The following is a 17,034-nucleotide window of genomic DNA, read 5'->3' as shown; positions in this document are numbered from 1 at the left end:
GCGTGCGATGTATCGACAGGGACTGGTTGGCGGTGCTGCTGTGCACTGACGTCCGGCGCGTTCGCCAACGTCCCCGAAGCACCCGACGGCGGCGGCGCTTCGACCTCCGTCGAAGCCGAATTCCACAAACGCATCCGGGCGAACGAAGACATCTCGCCGCTCGGCGCCGACCTCCTCGGCGACAGCGTCAGTCTGTACAACGGCACATTGTCGTTCGCCGCGACCGACGTCAGCCTGCCGGGCAACTCCGCGCTGCCGGTGTCGGTCGGCCGCCGCTACGCCGTCGGCGCACTCGCCGCACGCGGCCATTTCGGCGACTGGGAACTCGACATCCCGCATCTGTCGGCCACGTACAGTGCGCGCGACGGCTGGATCGTCACCGACCCGAACAGCCCGGATCGCCTCAAGCGATGCAGCCGGTTCGACGCGCCGCCGGGTGTGATCGGTAGCAATCCGAACGGCGGCGCGTTCACGTCGTACGAATTCTGGCACGGCGTCCATCTCGTCATGCAAGGCGGCGCTTCGCAGGAGGTTCTGCTGCGCAACCCGGGTACGCCGTGGCAGCCGGTCGACGGACAGGCGTATCCGCTGGTCACGACCGGCCGCTGGCTGCTGCGCTGCCTGGACGCGACGGCGTCGGGCGAGCCGGGCGAAGCGTTCGTCGCACTCGCGCCGGACGGCACGCAGTACCGGTTCGACTGGCTCGTCCGTCGCAACGCGCCGATCGTCTCGAAGGGCTACGCCGAGCCGAACCCGATCGCACCCGGCGCGCCGCGTACGCCGTTGCCGGGCTCCTATGCGCTCGCCCGCTACGAATACCGGATGCTGCCGACGCGGATCACCGATCGCTACGGCAACACCGCACAGTACACCTACGACACCGCGCCCGGCGCCGACCGCGCGCGCCTGCTGAGCATCGCGGCGGACGACGGCCGCCTGCTGACTCTGACCTATGACGGCACGAGCCATCGCATCAAGACGGTAACGGCCGGCGCGCGCGTGTGGACGTATTCCTACGGCGCCGTCGGCGACCTCACCGAGGTCAAGCTCCCCGACAACACGAAGTGGACGTTCGCGCTCGGGTCGCTGACCGATGCCAATATCTCGTATGGCCTGACCTCGGTGACCTGCTCGAACGTCGGTGCGGGCAGCTACACGGCCGGCACCTTCGGCGGCGCGACCTCGCGCCGCGGCACGATCACCCACCCGTCCGGCGCGACCGGCACGTTCGTCGTCGAGCCGCGCCACCACGGCCGCTCGTTCATGCCGGCGCGGGCGAGCAACTGCATCGTCTACAACCTGCCGAACGGCGGTCAGCTCGGTTTCGAACGCGATCCGGAAGTGTTCGACACCTGGGCGCTGACGTCCAAGACGCTGACCGGCCCCGGCATCGCTTCGCTCGACGTGGACTTATGCGTATTCGCCCGCGCAGAACAACGCGATCGGCGATGCCTGCGGCGCCGGCTGCCCGCGTACGAAGACGGTCGCGGTGACCGACCCGGAAGGCAATACGAATCGCCATACGTTCGGCACGAAGTATCGCGAGGACGAAGGGCGCTTGCTGAGCGTCGACATCGGCTGGAACGGATCGTCGGCGCTGCGCACGACGACGTACCGGCATCGCGCGCCGGACGCCGGCCCGTATCCGGCGGACATCGGCACGTCGTTCCGCGAATCCGGCGACACGTACATGGCGACGCGGCTGTTCCCGCCGGATCGCCGGCAGATCGTCGAACGCGATACGACGTTCACGTGGGAGGCGATCGCGTTCGACGATTACGGCGAACCGACGACGGTCGTGCGATCGAGCACGCTCGGCCACCGCCGCACCGAAGCGACGGTCCATCACCACAATACCGCGAAGTGGATCTTGCATCAGATCGCGTCGGTGACCGAAACCGGCACCGGCGCCGTCATGCGCCTGAACACGTACGACCCGATCACCGCGACGCGGACGACCACGCGCCGGTTCGGCCGGCCGGTCACGACGATGAGGTATCACCCGAACGGCCTGCTGTGGACGCAGACCGACGGCGCGAACCACACGACGACGTTCGCGGACTATCACCGCGGCATCGCGCGATCGGTGACGCTGGCCGATACGCGAACGATCGCCGCCGACGTGAACGACTACGGCGAAATCATCGCGCTGACGAATCCGGCGAATTTCACGACGCGTTACGAGTACGACCCGCTCGGCCGGCTCAAGCGCATCGACTATCCCGACGGCGACGTGCCCGAGTGGAACGATACGCGGCTGACGTTCGCCCCGGCCGGCCCCGAATACGGCTTGCCGGTCGGGCACTGGAAGCAGACGGTCGGCACCGGCACGGCGCTGACCGAGAATATCCTCGATGCGCTATGGCGGCCGGTGCTGACACGCACCGTCGATACCGCCGACGTCGACGGCACGCAGCGCATGACGCTGCGCCGCTTCGACAGCGGCGGCCGCGAAACCTACGCGTCGTATCCGCAGCGAACGATCGCGTCGGTGCTGGTCAACCCGCTGCCGGCCGGTACGGCGATGACGTATGACGCAATCGGCCGGCTGACCGACACCGCGGCGAGCTGGGAAGGCGCCGGCACGCTGGCCACATCGGTGCGCTGGCTCGACGGCTACATGAAACGCACGACGAACGCGCGCGGCAAGATCGCGACGACGACGTTCCAGGCGTTCGACGAACCGGACGAATCGGCGCCGCTGGTGATCAGCGCGCCGGAAACGGCCGTTACGACGATCGTGCGCGACGTGTTCGGCAAGCCGCTGTCGATGACGCGCAGCGGCACCTACCAGGGCAATGCGGTCAGCGCGGTTCGGCGCTACGTCTACGACCCGCAGCAGCGCCTGTGCAAGACGATCGAACCGGAAAGCGGCGCGACGGTGCAGGCGTACGACAGCGCCGATCGCGTCGAATGGAAGGCGACCGGACAGAACCTGACGAGTACGTCGAGCTGCGAACAGGGCGGCGTGGCGGCGAACCAGAAGGCGACGTACACGTACGATGCCGTCAACCGCCTGACGGCGACGACCTACGCCGACGGCGTGACATTGCCGATCACGCGCACATATACCGCCGACGGCCTGCTCGAAACGATCGCGTCGGACAACAGCACGTGGACGACGACGTACAACCGCCGGCGCCTGTCGACGAACGAAACGCTGTCGCTGGGCGGCGTGAACTATTCCATCGACTACACGTACACCGCGAACGGGCATGCCGCGAGCCTGCGCTATCCCGACGGCACGACCGTGAGCTACGCACCGAACGCGCTGGGCGAAGCGACGCAGGTCGGCAACTATGCGACGCAGATCGCCACGCACCCGAACGGCGCGCTGGCGAACTTCCGCTACGGCAACAACATCGCACATACGACGCGGCAGAACGTGCGCGGATTGCCGAGCAACAGCACCGATACCGGTGTGCTCAACGACGCCTATACGTTCGACGAGAACGCGAATGTGACAGGTATCGCCGACGGCCTCGGCGGCACGTTCACGCGGACGATGACGTATGACGATCTCGACCGGCTGACGAGCGCGACGAATGCCGCGTTGTGGAACGGCGCGCACACGTTCGGCTACGACCCGCTCGACAACCTGCGCACGACGGTCGCGCCGGGCCTGAACTGGACGCACCACTACCACGCGACGACGCAGCGCCTGGAACGCATCGCGGCCGGCGCGACGAACGTCATCGCGTACGTCACCGACGCGCGCGGGCGTGTCACGCAGCGCAACGCGCAGACGTTCGCGATCGATCTGGCCGACCGCATCAAGGCGATCGGACCGAACGTCGCGAGCTACCGCTACGACGGGCACGGCCGTCGCACGACGGTCACGAAGAACGGCGCGACGACGGTGCAGGTGTACGGCCAGGCCGGTCAGCTGCTGTACCAGAGTGCGCCGGTAACGAGCGACGGGATCTTCAGGAACGGCTTCCAGCAAGGCGACGCGAACTATCCCCCGAGCGGCGGCGGCACGAAGCGCTACGTCTACCTCGGCCGGCATCTGATCGCCGAAGACGGCACGGCGGGACGTCGCTACGTCCACACCGACGGACTCGGTTCGCCGGTGCGCAGGACCGATGCGAACGGCACGCCGTCGGCGCGCGAGAACTATCTGCCGTATGGATGGGGTCCGACGCCGCAGTCGGCGCCGGGGTACACGGGGCATGTCGCGGACGCGGAGACGGGGCTCTCCTACATGCAGGCGCGGTATTACGATCCGTATGCGGGGAGGTTTCTGGCGGTTGACCCGGTCGCGGCGGATGCGGCGAGTTTCAATCGATACTGGTATGCGAACGACAATCCATACAGGTTCATCGATCCCACCGGGCAATGGGCGTGCTCTGGAAGCGAAGAGCAATGCAACAGCTTCGAGAAGGAGCTCGGAATTGCAAAAGAAGCGTCGACGAGCGAAAAGCTAACCGGCGAGGAACGACGGGTTCTGGCATCCATCGTCAAGCTCTACGGGGAAAAAGGAGATAGTAGCGTCCAAATATCGTTCAGTGAAAAAGGCGGCTTGATTCAAGCGACTCAGTCGCTGTGGGAAGATGGAACCATCGCGATCTCGTTTGGAAATGTCCGGGAGGTGCTGGAGCGTGCCGGAGACATCATTCACGAAGGCTCACATGGATTGGATGATGTAGAGCGTGGTCGCAACGAAAATTCGCGAATGGAACGGAAGGAATCGGAAGTGAAAGCGTACACCGCGCAGGCATACTTCCAGAAGGCGGTGGGTTACGCGGGCTCCGCCCGGGATGGATGGACGCCATTCACGGGAATTAGTTTGGATAATATAGAGCGTCAAGCAGAAGGTTCCATCAAAATATTTTGCGGAGAGAGTACGTCTGGAAGTTGCGGCCCGGGAGGCGGTCAATGAGAAAATTTCTTCCAATTGCGGCACTTTTTTTTGTGCTGCCGCCGGTTGCCTGCGGCGGACGAAATCTAAAGGAATATCCTGAAACAATGAGCGCGTCCGCTGAATTCAAGGGGGCTAAGTTTTCCTCCTATCGTCCGAGTGTCGGTGATTCGTTGCAGGAGTCACTTGCTCCGTCGGTGGTCGAAAATTTGGGCGCACTCAAAGACGACTCCGAGTTTCTGAAAAGCAATCCGAGTTTTCGTGTGGAAATAGTTGGCTTTACCGATGACAGAGAATGTATCGCGCAAGATTGCGATGCGCTGTCTCTGCGAAGGGCAAAAATTGTCTACGATTGGTTTTTAAGTCAAGGCGTTATGACGCACAGCCTGAAACCACCCGAAGGCCTTGGGAATCGCATGGCTATTGGCGACAACAATACCGAGGAAGGAAGGCAGAGGAATCGACGGGTTGAGGTAAATTTAATAGTTGAGGATTAGGGATGGTCTGAATAGGCTGCTGCGTCGACATGCGATGGAGGAATTGGAACACCTCAAGGCGTCGATACGAGCCAAGGTCGAGCATCCGTTGCGGGTGATCAAACGGCAGTTCGGCCACACCAATGCGAGATTCAAGGAATTGACGAAAAACACCAGGTAGTGCGCGTCTTGACACCCTGACACCACGATCGCCAACCTCTCACGGCGGACGCCCGCGATTCCGCCAGATCCGGAGGCAATAGATGTCGTCGATCGACACTGCACACGAACAGCGCCTGCTGAAATTTTCGATCCTCGCGACGCTCGCCATCGGCGCGACGTGCGTCGCGGCCGGCGTGCTGCTGCGTTCGCAGGCGATCGCGTTCGACGGCTTCTATTCGCTGATCGACGTGGTGCTCACGACCGGCGCGCTCGCGGTGTCGCGGCTCGTCGCGAGCGAAGGCAGCCGGCGCTTCCAGTTCGGCTACTGGCATCTCGAACCGCTGGTCGTCGTGTTCAACGCGGCGGTGCTCGCGATGACGTGCGGCTATGCCGCGATCACGGCCGTGCAGGATCTGATCGAAGGCGGCCGCGACATCGCATTCGGCATCGGCGCGGCCTGGGCCGCGCTGGTCGGCGCGTTCAGCCTCGTCATGGCGCAGTACGTGCGACGGCAGTCGAAAGTCCAGGGTTCGGCGCTGCTCGCGCTCGACGCTCGCGGCTGGCTGATCGGCGGCGCGATCAATCTCGCGGTGCTGGTCGGCTTCGCGCTGGCCGCCGCGATCGACGGCACCGCGTACGCGCACTGGACGCGCTACATCGACCCGGCCGTGCTGCTCGCACTGACGCTGTGCCTGCTGCCGGTGCCGCTGGCGAGCCTGCTGCCGGCGCTGCGCGAAGTGCTGCAGCTCGCGCCCGACGCGCTCGACAGCAAGGTGCACGCGGTGATGCGCGACGTCGTGCGCGAGCGCGGGTATCTCGACTACGCGAGCTACGTCGCAAAGGTCGGCCGCATGCGTTTTATCGATATCCACATTCTGCTGACGCCCGAGGCGACGCTCGGCGCTATGGGCGACGTCGACGCGGTGCGCGCGGCGATTGCCGGGCGCATCGGCGGCGATCTGCGCGCCGAATGGGTCACGATCATGTTCACGAGCCGGCGCGACTGGCTGTAGCGTGCTGGCAGCATGGCGGGATGACGATTGAAGCCGCGCTCACGGACGACGAGGCGTCGGACCGGTTCGCGCGGCTCGGCATCGCGCGCGCCGACTGACGAGCCCGCCACGCCGAAGCACAAAGTCACTTCGCCACAATTCCCGTAATGAACCTTTAACGACGCCCGTTCAGCAACGGGCTAAGATCCGTACGGTCGAGTCGGCGTGATGCCGAATCGCGTACAGGGGCCGCGTCCGCTTCGCGCGGAACGCATCGCCGGAGCGGTTTCGCGCTGCCGGCCGGTCGACCTGACTCGCCGTGCGCACCGCTCCGCGTCATGCGGAATCCGGCGCACCCTACCCGTCAACGACGGCCGCCGGCCGCCATTGCGAGGGCCGATGACCTCAAGCGATCACCCGTACACCTACGGCATCGAGGAAGAATTCTTTCTCGCCAGCGCGGTTTCGCGCAACGCCGTCACGCACGTGCCGAAGGCGTTCGTGCGCGAATGCCGCGCGCACATGGGCGAGAGCGTGCAACACGAAATGCTGCAGTCGCAGGTCGAGATCGCCACGCCCGTGCTGACGTCGGCGGCCGCTGCGCGCGAGTCGCTCGACGCATTGCGGCAAGGCGTCGGCCGCATCGCCGCCGGACACGAGCTGCGGCTCGTCGCCGCCGGCACGCATCCGCTCGGCGCGTGGCGCGAACAGGTGCACACCGACAAGCCGCGCTACGACTCGCTGATGGACGATTTCCAGATCATCGGCCGCCGCAACCTCCTGTGCGCGCTGCACGTGCACGTCGCCGTGCCGCCGGGCGTCGACCGCGTGGCGCTGATGAACCGCATCATGCCGTGGCTGCCCGTGCTGCTCGCGCTGTCGACGTCGTCGCCGTTCTGGAACCGCCAGCGCACCGGCCTCGTCGGCTATCGCCAGGCCGCGTACGACGAGTGGCCGCGTACCGGCATTCCCGATTTCTTCGCGAACGAAGCCGAGTACGGCGCGTTCGTCGACCTCCTCGCCAAGTGCGGCGCGATGCGCGACGGCAGTTTTCTGTGGTGGGCGATCCGCCCGTCGTCGCGCTATCCCACGCTCGAACTGCGCATCGCCGATTCGTGCACGCACCTCGACGACGCGCTCGCGATCGCCGCGGCGTTCCGCTGCCTCGTCGCCGCGTACGTGCGTCGCCCCGAACTCGGCGCCGTGCGCACGACGCTGACGCGCCGCGTGATCGACGAAAACCGCTGGCGCGCCAAGCGCTACGGCGTCGAGGCGTCGCTGATCGACGAGGCGGCGGCGGTCGCCGTGCCGTTCGAGGCGATGCTCGAACGGCTCGTCGCGATTCTCGCACCGGAGGCGGCATCGTTCGATTGCGAGCGCGAGATCGCGCACCTGACGCACATCGTGCGGCGCGGATCGAGCGCGCACGAACAGCTCGCGGTGTATCGCGCGCGCCGCGACGCCGGCGACAGCCGCCTGCTCGCGCTGCAGCACGTCGTCGACTGGCTGATCGCCGCGACGCTGGCGCGCTGAGACGCGCGCGGTAAGATAGGGCGAACTCTCCGGGCGTTTCGCTGTCCTTCGATCGCATGCCGCTCACTCGTCGCCGCCGCCGCTGGATCGCGCTGTTCGCGCTGCTGGGACTTCTGTTCCAGCAGCTCGCGATGGCGACGTACCTGTGTCCGCAGGTCGCCGCGGCGCTCGCAAGCGTCGAGGCCGAGCCGCCGTGCCATGCGCAGGACCGCTCCGACCCCGGCCGCTGCCGCGAGCATTGCAGCCCCACGAGCGGCAAGGTCGACCAGGCGCCCGCGCTGAGCGTGCCGCCCGCGCTCGTCCCCGCGACCGCGTGGGCCGTCGCGCCGTCGCGCATCGTACCGACGGCCGAGCGCGACGGCGCGCCGCGTTTCGGCAAGGCGCATCCGCCACCGCTGACCGTGCGGTTCTGCTCGTACCAGATTTGAGATTCCGCCGGGATTGATCGGGGGCCGCGCGTCGCGCGGCCGTTCGTCCTGCCTGCCGGAATCGCCATGAACCCGCTATCGAGCCTTGCCGCGCGCGTCTGCCGCGCCGCCGCCATTTCCACCTTTTTACTTTCCTCCATCGCCGGCGCGGACGAACCGCTGTCGCTCGCGCAGGCCGTCGCGCTCGCCGAGGCGCAGGCGCCGGCGCTCCGCGCGCGCGAGGCCGGCGTCGCCGAGGCCACGGCCGCGCTGACGCCGGCCGGCGAACTGCCCGATCCGGAGCTCGTGTTCGGCGTCGACAATCTGCCCGTCGACGGGGCCGACGCGTTCGCGGTATCGCGCGATTCGATGACGATGCGCACGATCGGCGTGATGCAGACGTTCACGCGGCGCGACACGCGCCGTGCGAACGTCGAACGTGCCGCCGGCGAACTCGACCGCGAACGCGCGCTGCTCGCCGCCGAACGCCTCGCCGTGCGCGAATCCGTCGCGCACGCGTGGATCGCCGCGTCGGCGTTGCAGGCGCGTGTCGACGCGCTGCAGACGCTGCGACCCCGCGCGCAGTTGAACGCCGACGCCGCGACAGCCGCGCTCGTCGCCGGCCGCGGCGGCGCGGCCGACGGCATCGCCGCTCGGACCGCGCTCGCGGCGCTCGACGACCGCATCGCCGCGACCGCGGCGGAACGCGACGCCGCGCGCATCGAACTCGCGCGCTGGCTGCCCGACCTCGCCGACCGCGCGCTCGGCGAAGCGCCCGACTGGTTCGATCTCGGCGCCGATCCCGACGCGCTGCCGGCGCGGCTCGACCATCACCGCGAACTCGTCGCCTACGACGCGGCGGAGCGCGCCGCGCAAGCCGACGCCGCGCTCGCGCGTGCGCGCAAACGGCCCGACTGGTCGTTGGAACTGATGTACGCGCAGCGCGGCGGCGCCTACGCGAACATGGTGTCGTTGCAGGTGCGCGTGCCGCTGCCGCTGTTCGCGCACCGCCGGCAGGATCCGCTGATCGCCGCGAAAGAGGCCGCGATCGAGCGCCTCGACGCCGAACGCGACGACGCGCGGCAACGCCACGGGGCCGAACTGCGCAAGACGCTGCTCGCCTGGCGCAGCGCCGCCGACCGCGCGCGCCGCTACGAACGCGACCTGCTGCCGCTCGCCGACGCGCGCGCGGACGCCGCGCTCGCCGCCTATCGCGGCGGCCGCGGCGATCTTGCCGCGACGCTGCTCGCCTTCGACGACGCCGTTGAAAAACGGCTCGCATTTTCCGACGTCGAACGTTCGCTCGCCGATGCCTGGGCCACGCTCGCGTATGCGTTCGCGCAGGAGGGGCAGCCATGAAACCGATCGTCGCCGCAATCGCCATCGCCGCCGCGCTCGCCGCCGGCATCGCCATCGGCCTGCTCGCCGCGCGCCGCGGCGAACCGCCCGCGCCCGCGCCGGCCGAACGCCGGGTGCTGTACTGGTACGACCCGATGGTGCCGGACAAGCATTTCGAACAACCCGGCCGCTCGCCGTTCATGGACATGGACCTCGTGCCGAAGTACGCCGGCGAAGACGCCGCCGACGGCGTCGTCGCGATCGATCCGCGCATCGTGCAGAACCTCGGCGTGCGGACCGCGCGCGCCGAACGCGGCGCGTTGACGGCGACCGTGCGCGCGACGGCGCTCGTCGCCTTCGACGAGCGCGCCGTCGCCGACGTGACGGCACGCGTCGCCGGCATCGTCGAACGCCTGCACGTGCGTACGCCGCGCAGCGTCGTCGCGCACGGCCAGCCGCTGGCGACGCTGATCGCGCCGGAATGGACCGCCGCGCAGGCCGAGTACCTGTCGCTGCGCCGCGCGAGCGCGCCGGGTCTCGACGCGCTGCGCGACGCGGCGCGTACGCGGCTCGCGCTGATCGGCATGAGCGAGACCGACATCCGCGCGCTCGAACGCCGCGGCGTCGCGCCCGCGCGCGTGACGATCGTCGCGCCGCGCGCCGGCGTCGTCGCCGACCTCGCCGTGCGCGAAGGCGCGAGCGTCGCGGCCGGCGCGCTGCTGCTGCGCATCAGCGGCCTCGACACCGTGTGGATCGACGCAGGCATAGCGCAGACCGACGCCGGGCGCGTCGTACCCGGCGCACCCGTGCAGATCGACGTCGCCGCGCTGCGCGGCGAGACGCTCTCGGGCATCGTCGACGCGCTGCTGCCCGACGTCGACGCGGCGACGCGCACGCAGACCGCGCGCATCGTCCTCGCCAATCCCGACCGGCGCCTCGCGCCGGGCATGGTCGCGCAGGTACGCATCGCCGTGACCGCGTCGCCCGACGCCGTGCTCGTGCCGACCGAAGCGGTGATCGCGACGGGCACGCGGCACGTCGTGATCGTCGCGCTCGACGACGGGCGGTTTCGCGCGCAGGAGGTACGCATCGGCGACGAGGCGGACGGCCGCACCGCGGTGCTCGCGGGCCTCGTCGACGGCGAGGAAGTCGTGCGATCGGGCCAGTTCCTGATCGACTCCGAAGCGAGCCTCGCCGGCGTGCTGGCGCGGCTCGACGGCGCGCAGGTGTCGCCATGATCGCGCGCACGATACGCGCCGCGCTCGCGCATCGCGCGCTGGTGCTGCTCGCCGCGTTCGCACTCGCGGTGCTGGGCCTGTACGCGCTGCGCGCCACGCCGGTCGACGCGCTGCCCGACCTTTCCGACGTGCAGGTGATCGTGCGCACGACGTGGCCCGGCATGTCGCCGCAGCGCGTCGAAGACGAAGTGACGTATCCGCTCGCGGCGGCGCTGATGTCCGTGCCGCGCACGCGAACCGTGCGCGGCACGTCGCTGTTCGGCGATTCCTACGTCTACGTGCTGTTCGACGACGGCGTCGACCTGTACTGGGCACGTTCGCGCGTGCTCGAGTATCTCAACCAGGCGCAGACGCGGCTGCCGCGCGGCGCCGTCGCGACGCTCGGTCCCGACGCGACCGGCGTCGGCTGGATCTACGAATACGCGCTCGTCGACCGCGCCGGCACGCACGACCTCGCCGACCTGCGCGCGCTGCAGGACTGGTTTCTGCGCTACGAACTCAAGAGCGTGCCGGGCGTCGCCGAAGTCGCGGCCGTCGGCGGCATGGTGCGCGAATACCAGATCGTGCTCGATCCCGACCGCCTGCGCGCGGCCGGCATCACGCACGCCGACGTGGTCGACGCGGTGCAGCGCGCGAACGGCGAAGCCGGCGGCTCGGTGCTCGAACTCGCCGAAGCCGAATACATGGTGCGCGCGCGCGGCCGGCTGCGCTCGCTCGACGATTTCGCGGCGATCGCGGTGAAGACCGACGCACGCGGCGTGCCGGTGCCGCTGACCGACGTCGCGCGCGTGCAGACGGGGCCGGCGATGCGGCGCGGCGTCGCCGAACTCGACGGCGAAGGCGAAGTCGCCGGCGGCATCGTCGTCATGCGCGCCGGCGAGAACGCACGCGCGACGATCGCCGCGGTCAAGGCGAAGCTCGCGCTGCTGCGCGAGGGGCTGCCGCGCGGCGTCGAGATCGTCGAGACGTACGACCGCTCCGCGCTGATCGATCGCGCGATCGGCAACCTCGCGACGAAGCTCGTCGAGGAATTCGTCGTCGTCGCGCTCGTCTGCGCGCTGTTCCTGTTCCACCTGCGCTCGGCACTCGTCGCGATCGTCGCGCTGCCGCTCGGCGTGCTCGCGGCGTTCGTCGCGATGCGCGCACAGGGCATCGACGCGAACATCCTCTCGCTCGCCGGCATCGCCGTCGCGATCGGCGCGATGGTCGACGCGGCGATCGTGATGGTCGAGAACGCGCACAAGCACCTCGAAGCGCACGGACAGGCGCGGCCCGAAGAAACGCTCGACGCCGCGGCGCGCGCGCGGCTGATCGGCGACGCCGCGGTCGAAGTCGGACCCGCGCTGTTCGCGAGCCTCGTGATCGTCGCGCTGTCGTTCGTGCCGGTGTTCGCGCTCACGGGCCAGGAAGGCCGGTTGTTCGCGCCGCTCGCCTGGACGAAGACCTGGGCGATGGCGGCGGCGGCCGGCCTTTCGGTCACGCTCGTTCCGGTACTGATGGTTTTCTGGATACGTGGAAAAATCCGCAACGAGCACGACAATCCGCTGTCGCGCGCGCTCGTCGCCGCGTACCGGCCGGCGCTCGATCTCGCGCTGCGCTTTCCGCGCGCGACGCTCGCGCTCGCGTTCGCGGCGCTCGCCGCCACGGCGTGGCCGGTCGCGCGCAGCGGCGGCGAATTCCTGCCGCCGCTCGACGAAGGCGACCTGTTGTACATGCCGACCGCCCTGCCCGGCCTCGCTGCCGGCAAGGCCGCGCAGATCCTGCAGCAGACCGACAGGATGATCCGCGGCGTGCCGGAAGTGGCGAGCGTGTTCGGCAAGATCGGCCGCGCCGACACCGCGACCGATCCCGCGCCGATGGAGATGATCGAAACGACCGTACGTTTCAAGCCGCGCGGCGAATGGCGCGCCGGCATGACGCCCGAGCGGCTGCTCGCCGAACTCGACCGCGCCGTGCAGGTGCCCGGCCTGACGAACCTGTGGGTGCCGCCGATCCGCAATCGTCTCGACATGCTCGCGACCGGCGTCAAGAGCGCGATCGGCGTGAAGGTCGGCGGCGGCGACCTCGCCACGGTCGAGGCCGTCGCGCGCGATGTCGAAGCCGTCGCGAAGACCGTGCCCGGCGTGCATTCGGCGCTCGCCGAGCGCGCGTCCGCGGGCCGCTACGTCGATATCGACGTCGACCGCGCGGCCGCGGCGCGCTACGGCCTGGCCGTCGCCGACGTGCATGCCGTGGTCGCGGCCGCGATCGGCGGCGAGACGATCGGCGAGGTCGTCGACGGACGGCGCCGGTTTCCGATCGGCGTGCGCTATCCGCGCGAACGCCGCGACGGCGTGCAGGCGCTGCGCGACCTGCCGCTCGCGACCGCGAGCGGCGCGCAGGTCCGCCTGGGCGACGTCGCGCGCATCGCGATCGCCGACGGTCCGGCGATGATCAAGAGCGAAAACGCGCGACTGTCCGCCTGGGTCTACCTCGACGTGCGCGGCCGCGACCTCGCGTCGGTCGTCGCCGACCTGCGCGACCGCGTCGCGCGCGACGTCGCGCTGCCGCCGGGCACGTCGATCGCGTGGTCGGGACAGTTCGAGCACTACGAGCGCGCGCGCTCGCGGCTCGCCGTCGCGGTGCCGGCGACGCTCGCGATCATCGCCGTGCTGCTCTACGCAACGTTCCGGCGCTGGGACGAAGCGTTCCTGATTCTCGCGAGCGTGCCGTTCGCGCTCGTGGGCGGCGCGTGGCTCGTCTACGCGTACGGCCACGCGTACTCGGTCGCCACCGCGGTCGGCTTCATCGCGCTCGCCGGCGTCGCGGCCGAGTTCGGCGTCGTCATGCTCGTCTACCTGAAGCAGGCATGGGAGCGGCGCCTCGCGGCGGGCGAAGCGTCGACCGACGCGACGCTCGTCGCCGCGATCCGCGAAGGCGCGGTGCAGCGCGTGCGGCCGAAGGCGATGACGGTCGCGGTGATCCTCGCGGGCCTCGCGCCGATGACGTTCGGCGACGGCGCCGGCGCGGAAATCCTCGAACGCATCGCCGTGCCGATGATCGGCGGCATGATCTCGGCGCCGCTGCTGTCGATGTTCGTGCTGCCGGTCGTGTATCGGCTGCTGCGCCGGCCGCGATCATGAAACTACTCGGCATCGGCGACTCGCGCCGGCCATGGCAAGCCGCGCGTTTGTATCCGTTTGTATCCGCCGCCGCGCCGCATACACGTGCTTGCACCGCCGACGTTTCCCGACATCGTTCGCCGACACGCGATTGAAAGACTGCGCACCGCGGTCGGCAGCCACGCGGCCTCCGTCGAACGGGCCCGGTCGCGCCGGCTCGACCGAGCCGGCTCAGTCGAGCACGTGCCTGAACGATCCGTCGCGCGGAGCCGGTCTGTCGGACCATGACAGCCGCTCCATACTTCTGTCGCATGAAGGAGCCATCATGTTGCGTCGCATGCTCGCCGTTCTTTGTCTTTTCCTCACCCTCGCCGCCTGCGCGCCGTCGTCTTACGCCGAGCCGCAAACCGCGCCCGAATTCGCCGGCATCAAGCGCTGGATCAACAGCGCGCCGCTGACGATGGCGCAGTTGCGCGGCAAAGTGGTACTCGTGGAATTCTGGACCTTCGAATGCGGCAACTGCCTGAACGTCGTGCCGCATGTGAACGCATGGCATCGGCAGTACGCGAAGGACAGCCTCGTCGTGGTCGGCGTGCACACGCCCGAATACGAATCCGAAAAAGTCGACGCGAACGTCGACGCCGCCGTCAAGCGCCTGCGGATCGAGTACGCGGTCGCGCAGGACAACGACTACCGCACCTGGGACGCGTACGCGAACCGCTACTGGCCGGTGCTGTACCTGATCGACCGCGACGGACGCGTGGTCTACCGCCATATCGGCGAAGGCGGCTACGCCGACACCGAGGCGCGCATCCGGGCGCTGCTCGGGGACGCGACGGCGACCGCGCCCGACGCATAATCGACGCAACGGCCGCAAGGATTCTCCATGGAACAGCCCGATCACATCCTCGTCGTCGACGACGACGGGGAAATCCGCCGGATGGTCGGCGACTACCTCGCGAAGAACGGCCTGCGCACGTCGCTCGCGGCCGACGGCCGCGAGATGCGCGCGATCCTCGAAACCACGCCGGTCGACCTTATCGTGCTCGACGTGATGATGCCCGGCGACGACGGCCTCGTGCTGTGCCGCAACCTGCGCGCGGGCAAGCACCGCGCGATTCCGATCGTGCTCTTGACCGCGCGGGACGACGAAACCGATCGCATCATCGGCCTCGAAATGGGCGCCGACGACTACGTGACCAAGCCGTTCTCCGCACGCGAACTGCTCGCGCGGATCAAGGCGGTGATCCGTCGCACGCGCATGCTGCCGCCGAACCTGCAGATCAGCGAAGCGAGCCGCCTGCTCGCGTTCGGGCAGTGGCGGCTCGATACCACGGCGCGGCATCTGCTGGACGCGCAAGGCACGGCGGTCGCCTTGAGCGGCGCGGAGTTTCGCCTGCTGCGCGTTTTTCTCGACCATCCGCAGCGCGTGCTCAGCCGCGACCAGCTGCTGAACCTCACGCAGGGGCGTGACGCCGACGCGTTCGACCGCTCGATCGATCTTCTGGTCAGCCGCCTGCGCCAGCGCCTGCGCGACGACGCCGGCGAAGCGGCGTACATCAAGACCGTGCGCAACGAAGGCTACGTGTTCTGTCAGGCCGTCACGCTGCTGGACGACGGCGCATGAAGCCGCGGCTGCCGCGCACGCTGGCCGCGCGCCTCACGCTGATACTCGTCGTCGGCCTGCTGCTGGCGCACGGCCTGTCGTTCGGGCTGCTGTTCTACGAGCGCTACGTCACCGCCACGGCGATGATGCTGAGCAATCTCGAGCAGGACGTCGCGACGTCGGTCGCGCTGCTCGACCGCCTGCCCGCGGACGAACGCGGCCGATGGATCGATCGTCTGCAGCGCCGCACCTATCGCTATCTGCTCGACGCGGGACAGGCCGGCGACGCGCCGCTGAGCGAACGCGCGCAGCGCGTGACGACGCTGATCGCCGGCGTGGTCGGCGAACGGTTTGCCGTGCGCGCGAATACCACGTCGACGCGGCCCGAGCGCTACCAGGTGCATCTGAACCTCAGCGACGGTGCGCCGCTGACGATCGAAGTCACGCCGTCGGTCATGCCGATCGCGCAATGGCTGCCGTTCGTGCTCGTCGCGCAGGTCGTACTGCTGCTCGCGTGCGCGTGGATCGCGGTGCGCCTGGCGACGCGGCCGCTCGCCAAACTCGCCGACGCGGCGGCGTCGATGCGCCCCGGCAGCGACGCGGCGCGCCTTCCGGAAGGCGGACCGACGGAAGTCGCGCAAGCCGTTGCCGCGTTCAACGCGCTGCAGGATCGCATCGCGCAGCATTTGAAGGAACGCCTGCAGATACTCGCGGCGATCTCGCACGACCTGCAGACGCCGATCACGCGGCTGCGGCTGCGCGTCGACGCGATGGACGACGTGCCCGAACGCGCCAAGCTGCTCGGCGACCTGACCGAGATGCAGCACCTGGTGCGCGACGGCGTGGCGTATGCGCGCAGCGTCGACGGCGCGATGGAACCGGCGCTGCGGCTCGACCTGCACGCGTTTCTGGACAGCCTGGTCTGCGACTACCAGGACACGGGCAAGGCGGTGACGCTGGCCGAAACAGCCGCGGTGGCCGTGACCACGCGACCGCAGGCGCTGCGACGGGTACTCGTCAACCTTGTGGACAATGCGATCAAATACGCCGGCAGTGCCGAGGTCGCGGTCGACGACGAAGACGGCGCGGTGACGATCCATGTGCGCGATCGCGGGCCGGGCATACCGGCGGAAGAACTCGGCGCGGTACTGCACCCGTTCTACCGGCTCGAAGCGTCGCGCAATCGCGATACGGGCGGAACAGGACTCGGGCTTGCGATCGCGCAGCAACTGGCGGCGGCGCTCGGCGGTGCGCTGGTGTTGCGCAATCGGGAGGGCGGCGGGTTGGAGGCGGGGTTGCGGTTGCCTTGCTGAGTCACCG

13 protein-coding genes and 1 pseudogene are annotated in these 17,034 nt (G+C 68.8%); 12 read left to right on the top strand and 2 right to left on the bottom strand.

All coding sequences use genetic code 11. The features are described from left to right. Both OD750_RS19150 and OD750_RS19145 read right to left on the bottom strand, forming a co-directional pair. The coding region (locus OD750_RS19150) for a hypothetical protein (protein ID WP_272842058.1) at positions 1 to 513 on the bottom strand (513 nt) is incomplete at its 3' end. Positions 514 to 1,151: 638 nt separating this feature from the next. Continuing rightward, the gene (locus OD750_RS19145) at positions 1,152 to 1,289 is read right to left on the bottom strand and encodes a hypothetical protein (protein WP_272842057.1); all 138 of its coding nucleotides are present in this window, start codon (positions 1,287 to 1,289) and stop codon (positions 1,152 to 1,154) included. Positions 1,290 to 1,489: 200 nt separating this feature from the next. Here OD750_RS19145 and OD750_RS19140 point away from each other — a divergent pair, with 200 nt between their 5' ends. The 12 genes and pseudogenes from OD750_RS19140 to OD750_RS19085 all read left to right on the top strand — a co-directional run bounded on the left by OD750_RS19140 (position 1,490) and on the right by OD750_RS19085 (position 17,027). After that, a complete protein-coding gene (locus OD750_RS19140; RefSeq protein ID WP_272842056.1) occupies positions 1,490 to 4,882 on the top strand; it encodes an RHS repeat domain-containing protein in 3,393 nt (1,130 codons plus the stop codon). Further along, on the top strand, positions 4,879 to 5,358 hold the full coding sequence (locus tag OD750_RS19135) for an OmpA family protein (protein WP_263542122.1): 480 nt from the start codon (positions 4,879 to 4,881) through the stop codon (positions 5,356 to 5,358). The genes OD750_RS19140 and OD750_RS19135 overlap by 4 nt, the downstream gene beginning before the upstream one ends. A gap of 37 nt (positions 5,359 to 5,395) precedes the next feature. Beyond that, a pseudogene (locus OD750_RS19130) lies at positions 5,396 to 5,518 on the top strand (IS5/IS1182 family transposase); the annotation flags it as partial. A gap of 82 nt (positions 5,519 to 5,600) precedes the next feature. Then, positions 5,601 to 6,512: a cation diffusion facilitator family transporter gene (locus tag OD750_RS19125; RefSeq protein ID WP_263542123.1), complete on the top strand. Its 912-nt coding sequence runs from the start codon at positions 5,601 to 5,603 to the stop codon at positions 6,510 to 6,512. Positions 6,513 to 6,890: 378 nt separating this feature from the next. Beyond that, positions 6,891 to 8,024, top strand: coding sequence for a carboxylate-amine ligase (locus OD750_RS19120; RefSeq protein ID WP_263542124.1), 1,134 nt, complete (start codon positions 6,891 to 6,893; stop codon positions 8,022 to 8,024). A 56-nt stretch (positions 8,025 to 8,080) separates the two neighbouring features. After that, the gene (locus tag OD750_RS19115) at positions 8,081 to 8,452 is read left to right on the top strand and encodes a hypothetical protein (protein ID WP_263542125.1); all 372 of its coding nucleotides are present in this window, start codon (positions 8,081 to 8,083) and stop codon (positions 8,450 to 8,452) included. A 66-nt stretch (positions 8,453 to 8,518) separates the two neighbouring features. After that, positions 8,519 to 9,790 (top strand): TolC family protein, encoded by a 1,272-nt coding sequence (locus OD750_RS19110; RefSeq protein ID WP_263542126.1) that lies wholly within the window; start codon positions 8,519 to 8,521, stop codon positions 9,788 to 9,790. Next, complete coding sequence (locus tag OD750_RS19105; protein ID WP_263542127.1) at positions 9,787 to 11,007, top strand: efflux RND transporter periplasmic adaptor subunit; 1,221 nt, start codon at positions 9,787 to 9,789, stop codon at positions 11,005 to 11,007. The genes OD750_RS19110 and OD750_RS19105 overlap by 4 nt, the downstream gene beginning before the upstream one ends. Next, positions 11,004 to 14,129: an efflux RND transporter permease subunit gene (locus tag OD750_RS19100; protein ID WP_263542128.1), complete on the top strand. Its 3,126-nt coding sequence runs from the start codon at positions 11,004 to 11,006 to the stop codon at positions 14,127 to 14,129. The genes OD750_RS19105 and OD750_RS19100 overlap by 4 nt, the downstream gene beginning before the upstream one ends. 304 nt (positions 14,130 to 14,433) lie before the next feature. Further along, the gene (locus OD750_RS19095) at positions 14,434 to 14,967 is read left to right on the top strand and encodes a redoxin domain-containing protein (protein ID WP_263542129.1); all 534 of its coding nucleotides are present in this window, start codon (positions 14,434 to 14,436) and stop codon (positions 14,965 to 14,967) included. 27 nt (positions 14,968 to 14,994) lie between these two features. Beyond that, positions 14,995 to 15,735, top strand: coding sequence for a response regulator (locus OD750_RS19090; RefSeq protein WP_263542130.1), 741 nt, complete (start codon positions 14,995 to 14,997; stop codon positions 15,733 to 15,735). Beyond that, the gene (locus tag OD750_RS19085) at positions 15,732 to 17,027 is read left to right on the top strand and encodes a sensor histidine kinase (RefSeq protein ID WP_263542131.1); all 1,296 of its coding nucleotides are present in this window, start codon (positions 15,732 to 15,734) and stop codon (positions 17,025 to 17,027) included. The genes OD750_RS19090 and OD750_RS19085 overlap by 4 nt, the downstream gene beginning before the upstream one ends. Positions 17,028 to 17,034: the final 7 nt, after the last annotated feature.

The sequence above is a fragment of the Tahibacter soli genome, from assembly GCF_025717065.2.
GTDB lineage: Bacteria > Pseudomonadota > Gammaproteobacteria > Xanthomonadales > Rhodanobacteraceae > Tahibacter > Tahibacter soli.
Note: the sequence above shows the minus strand (reverse complement) of the source record. Positions and strands in the feature narration are given on the sequence as shown.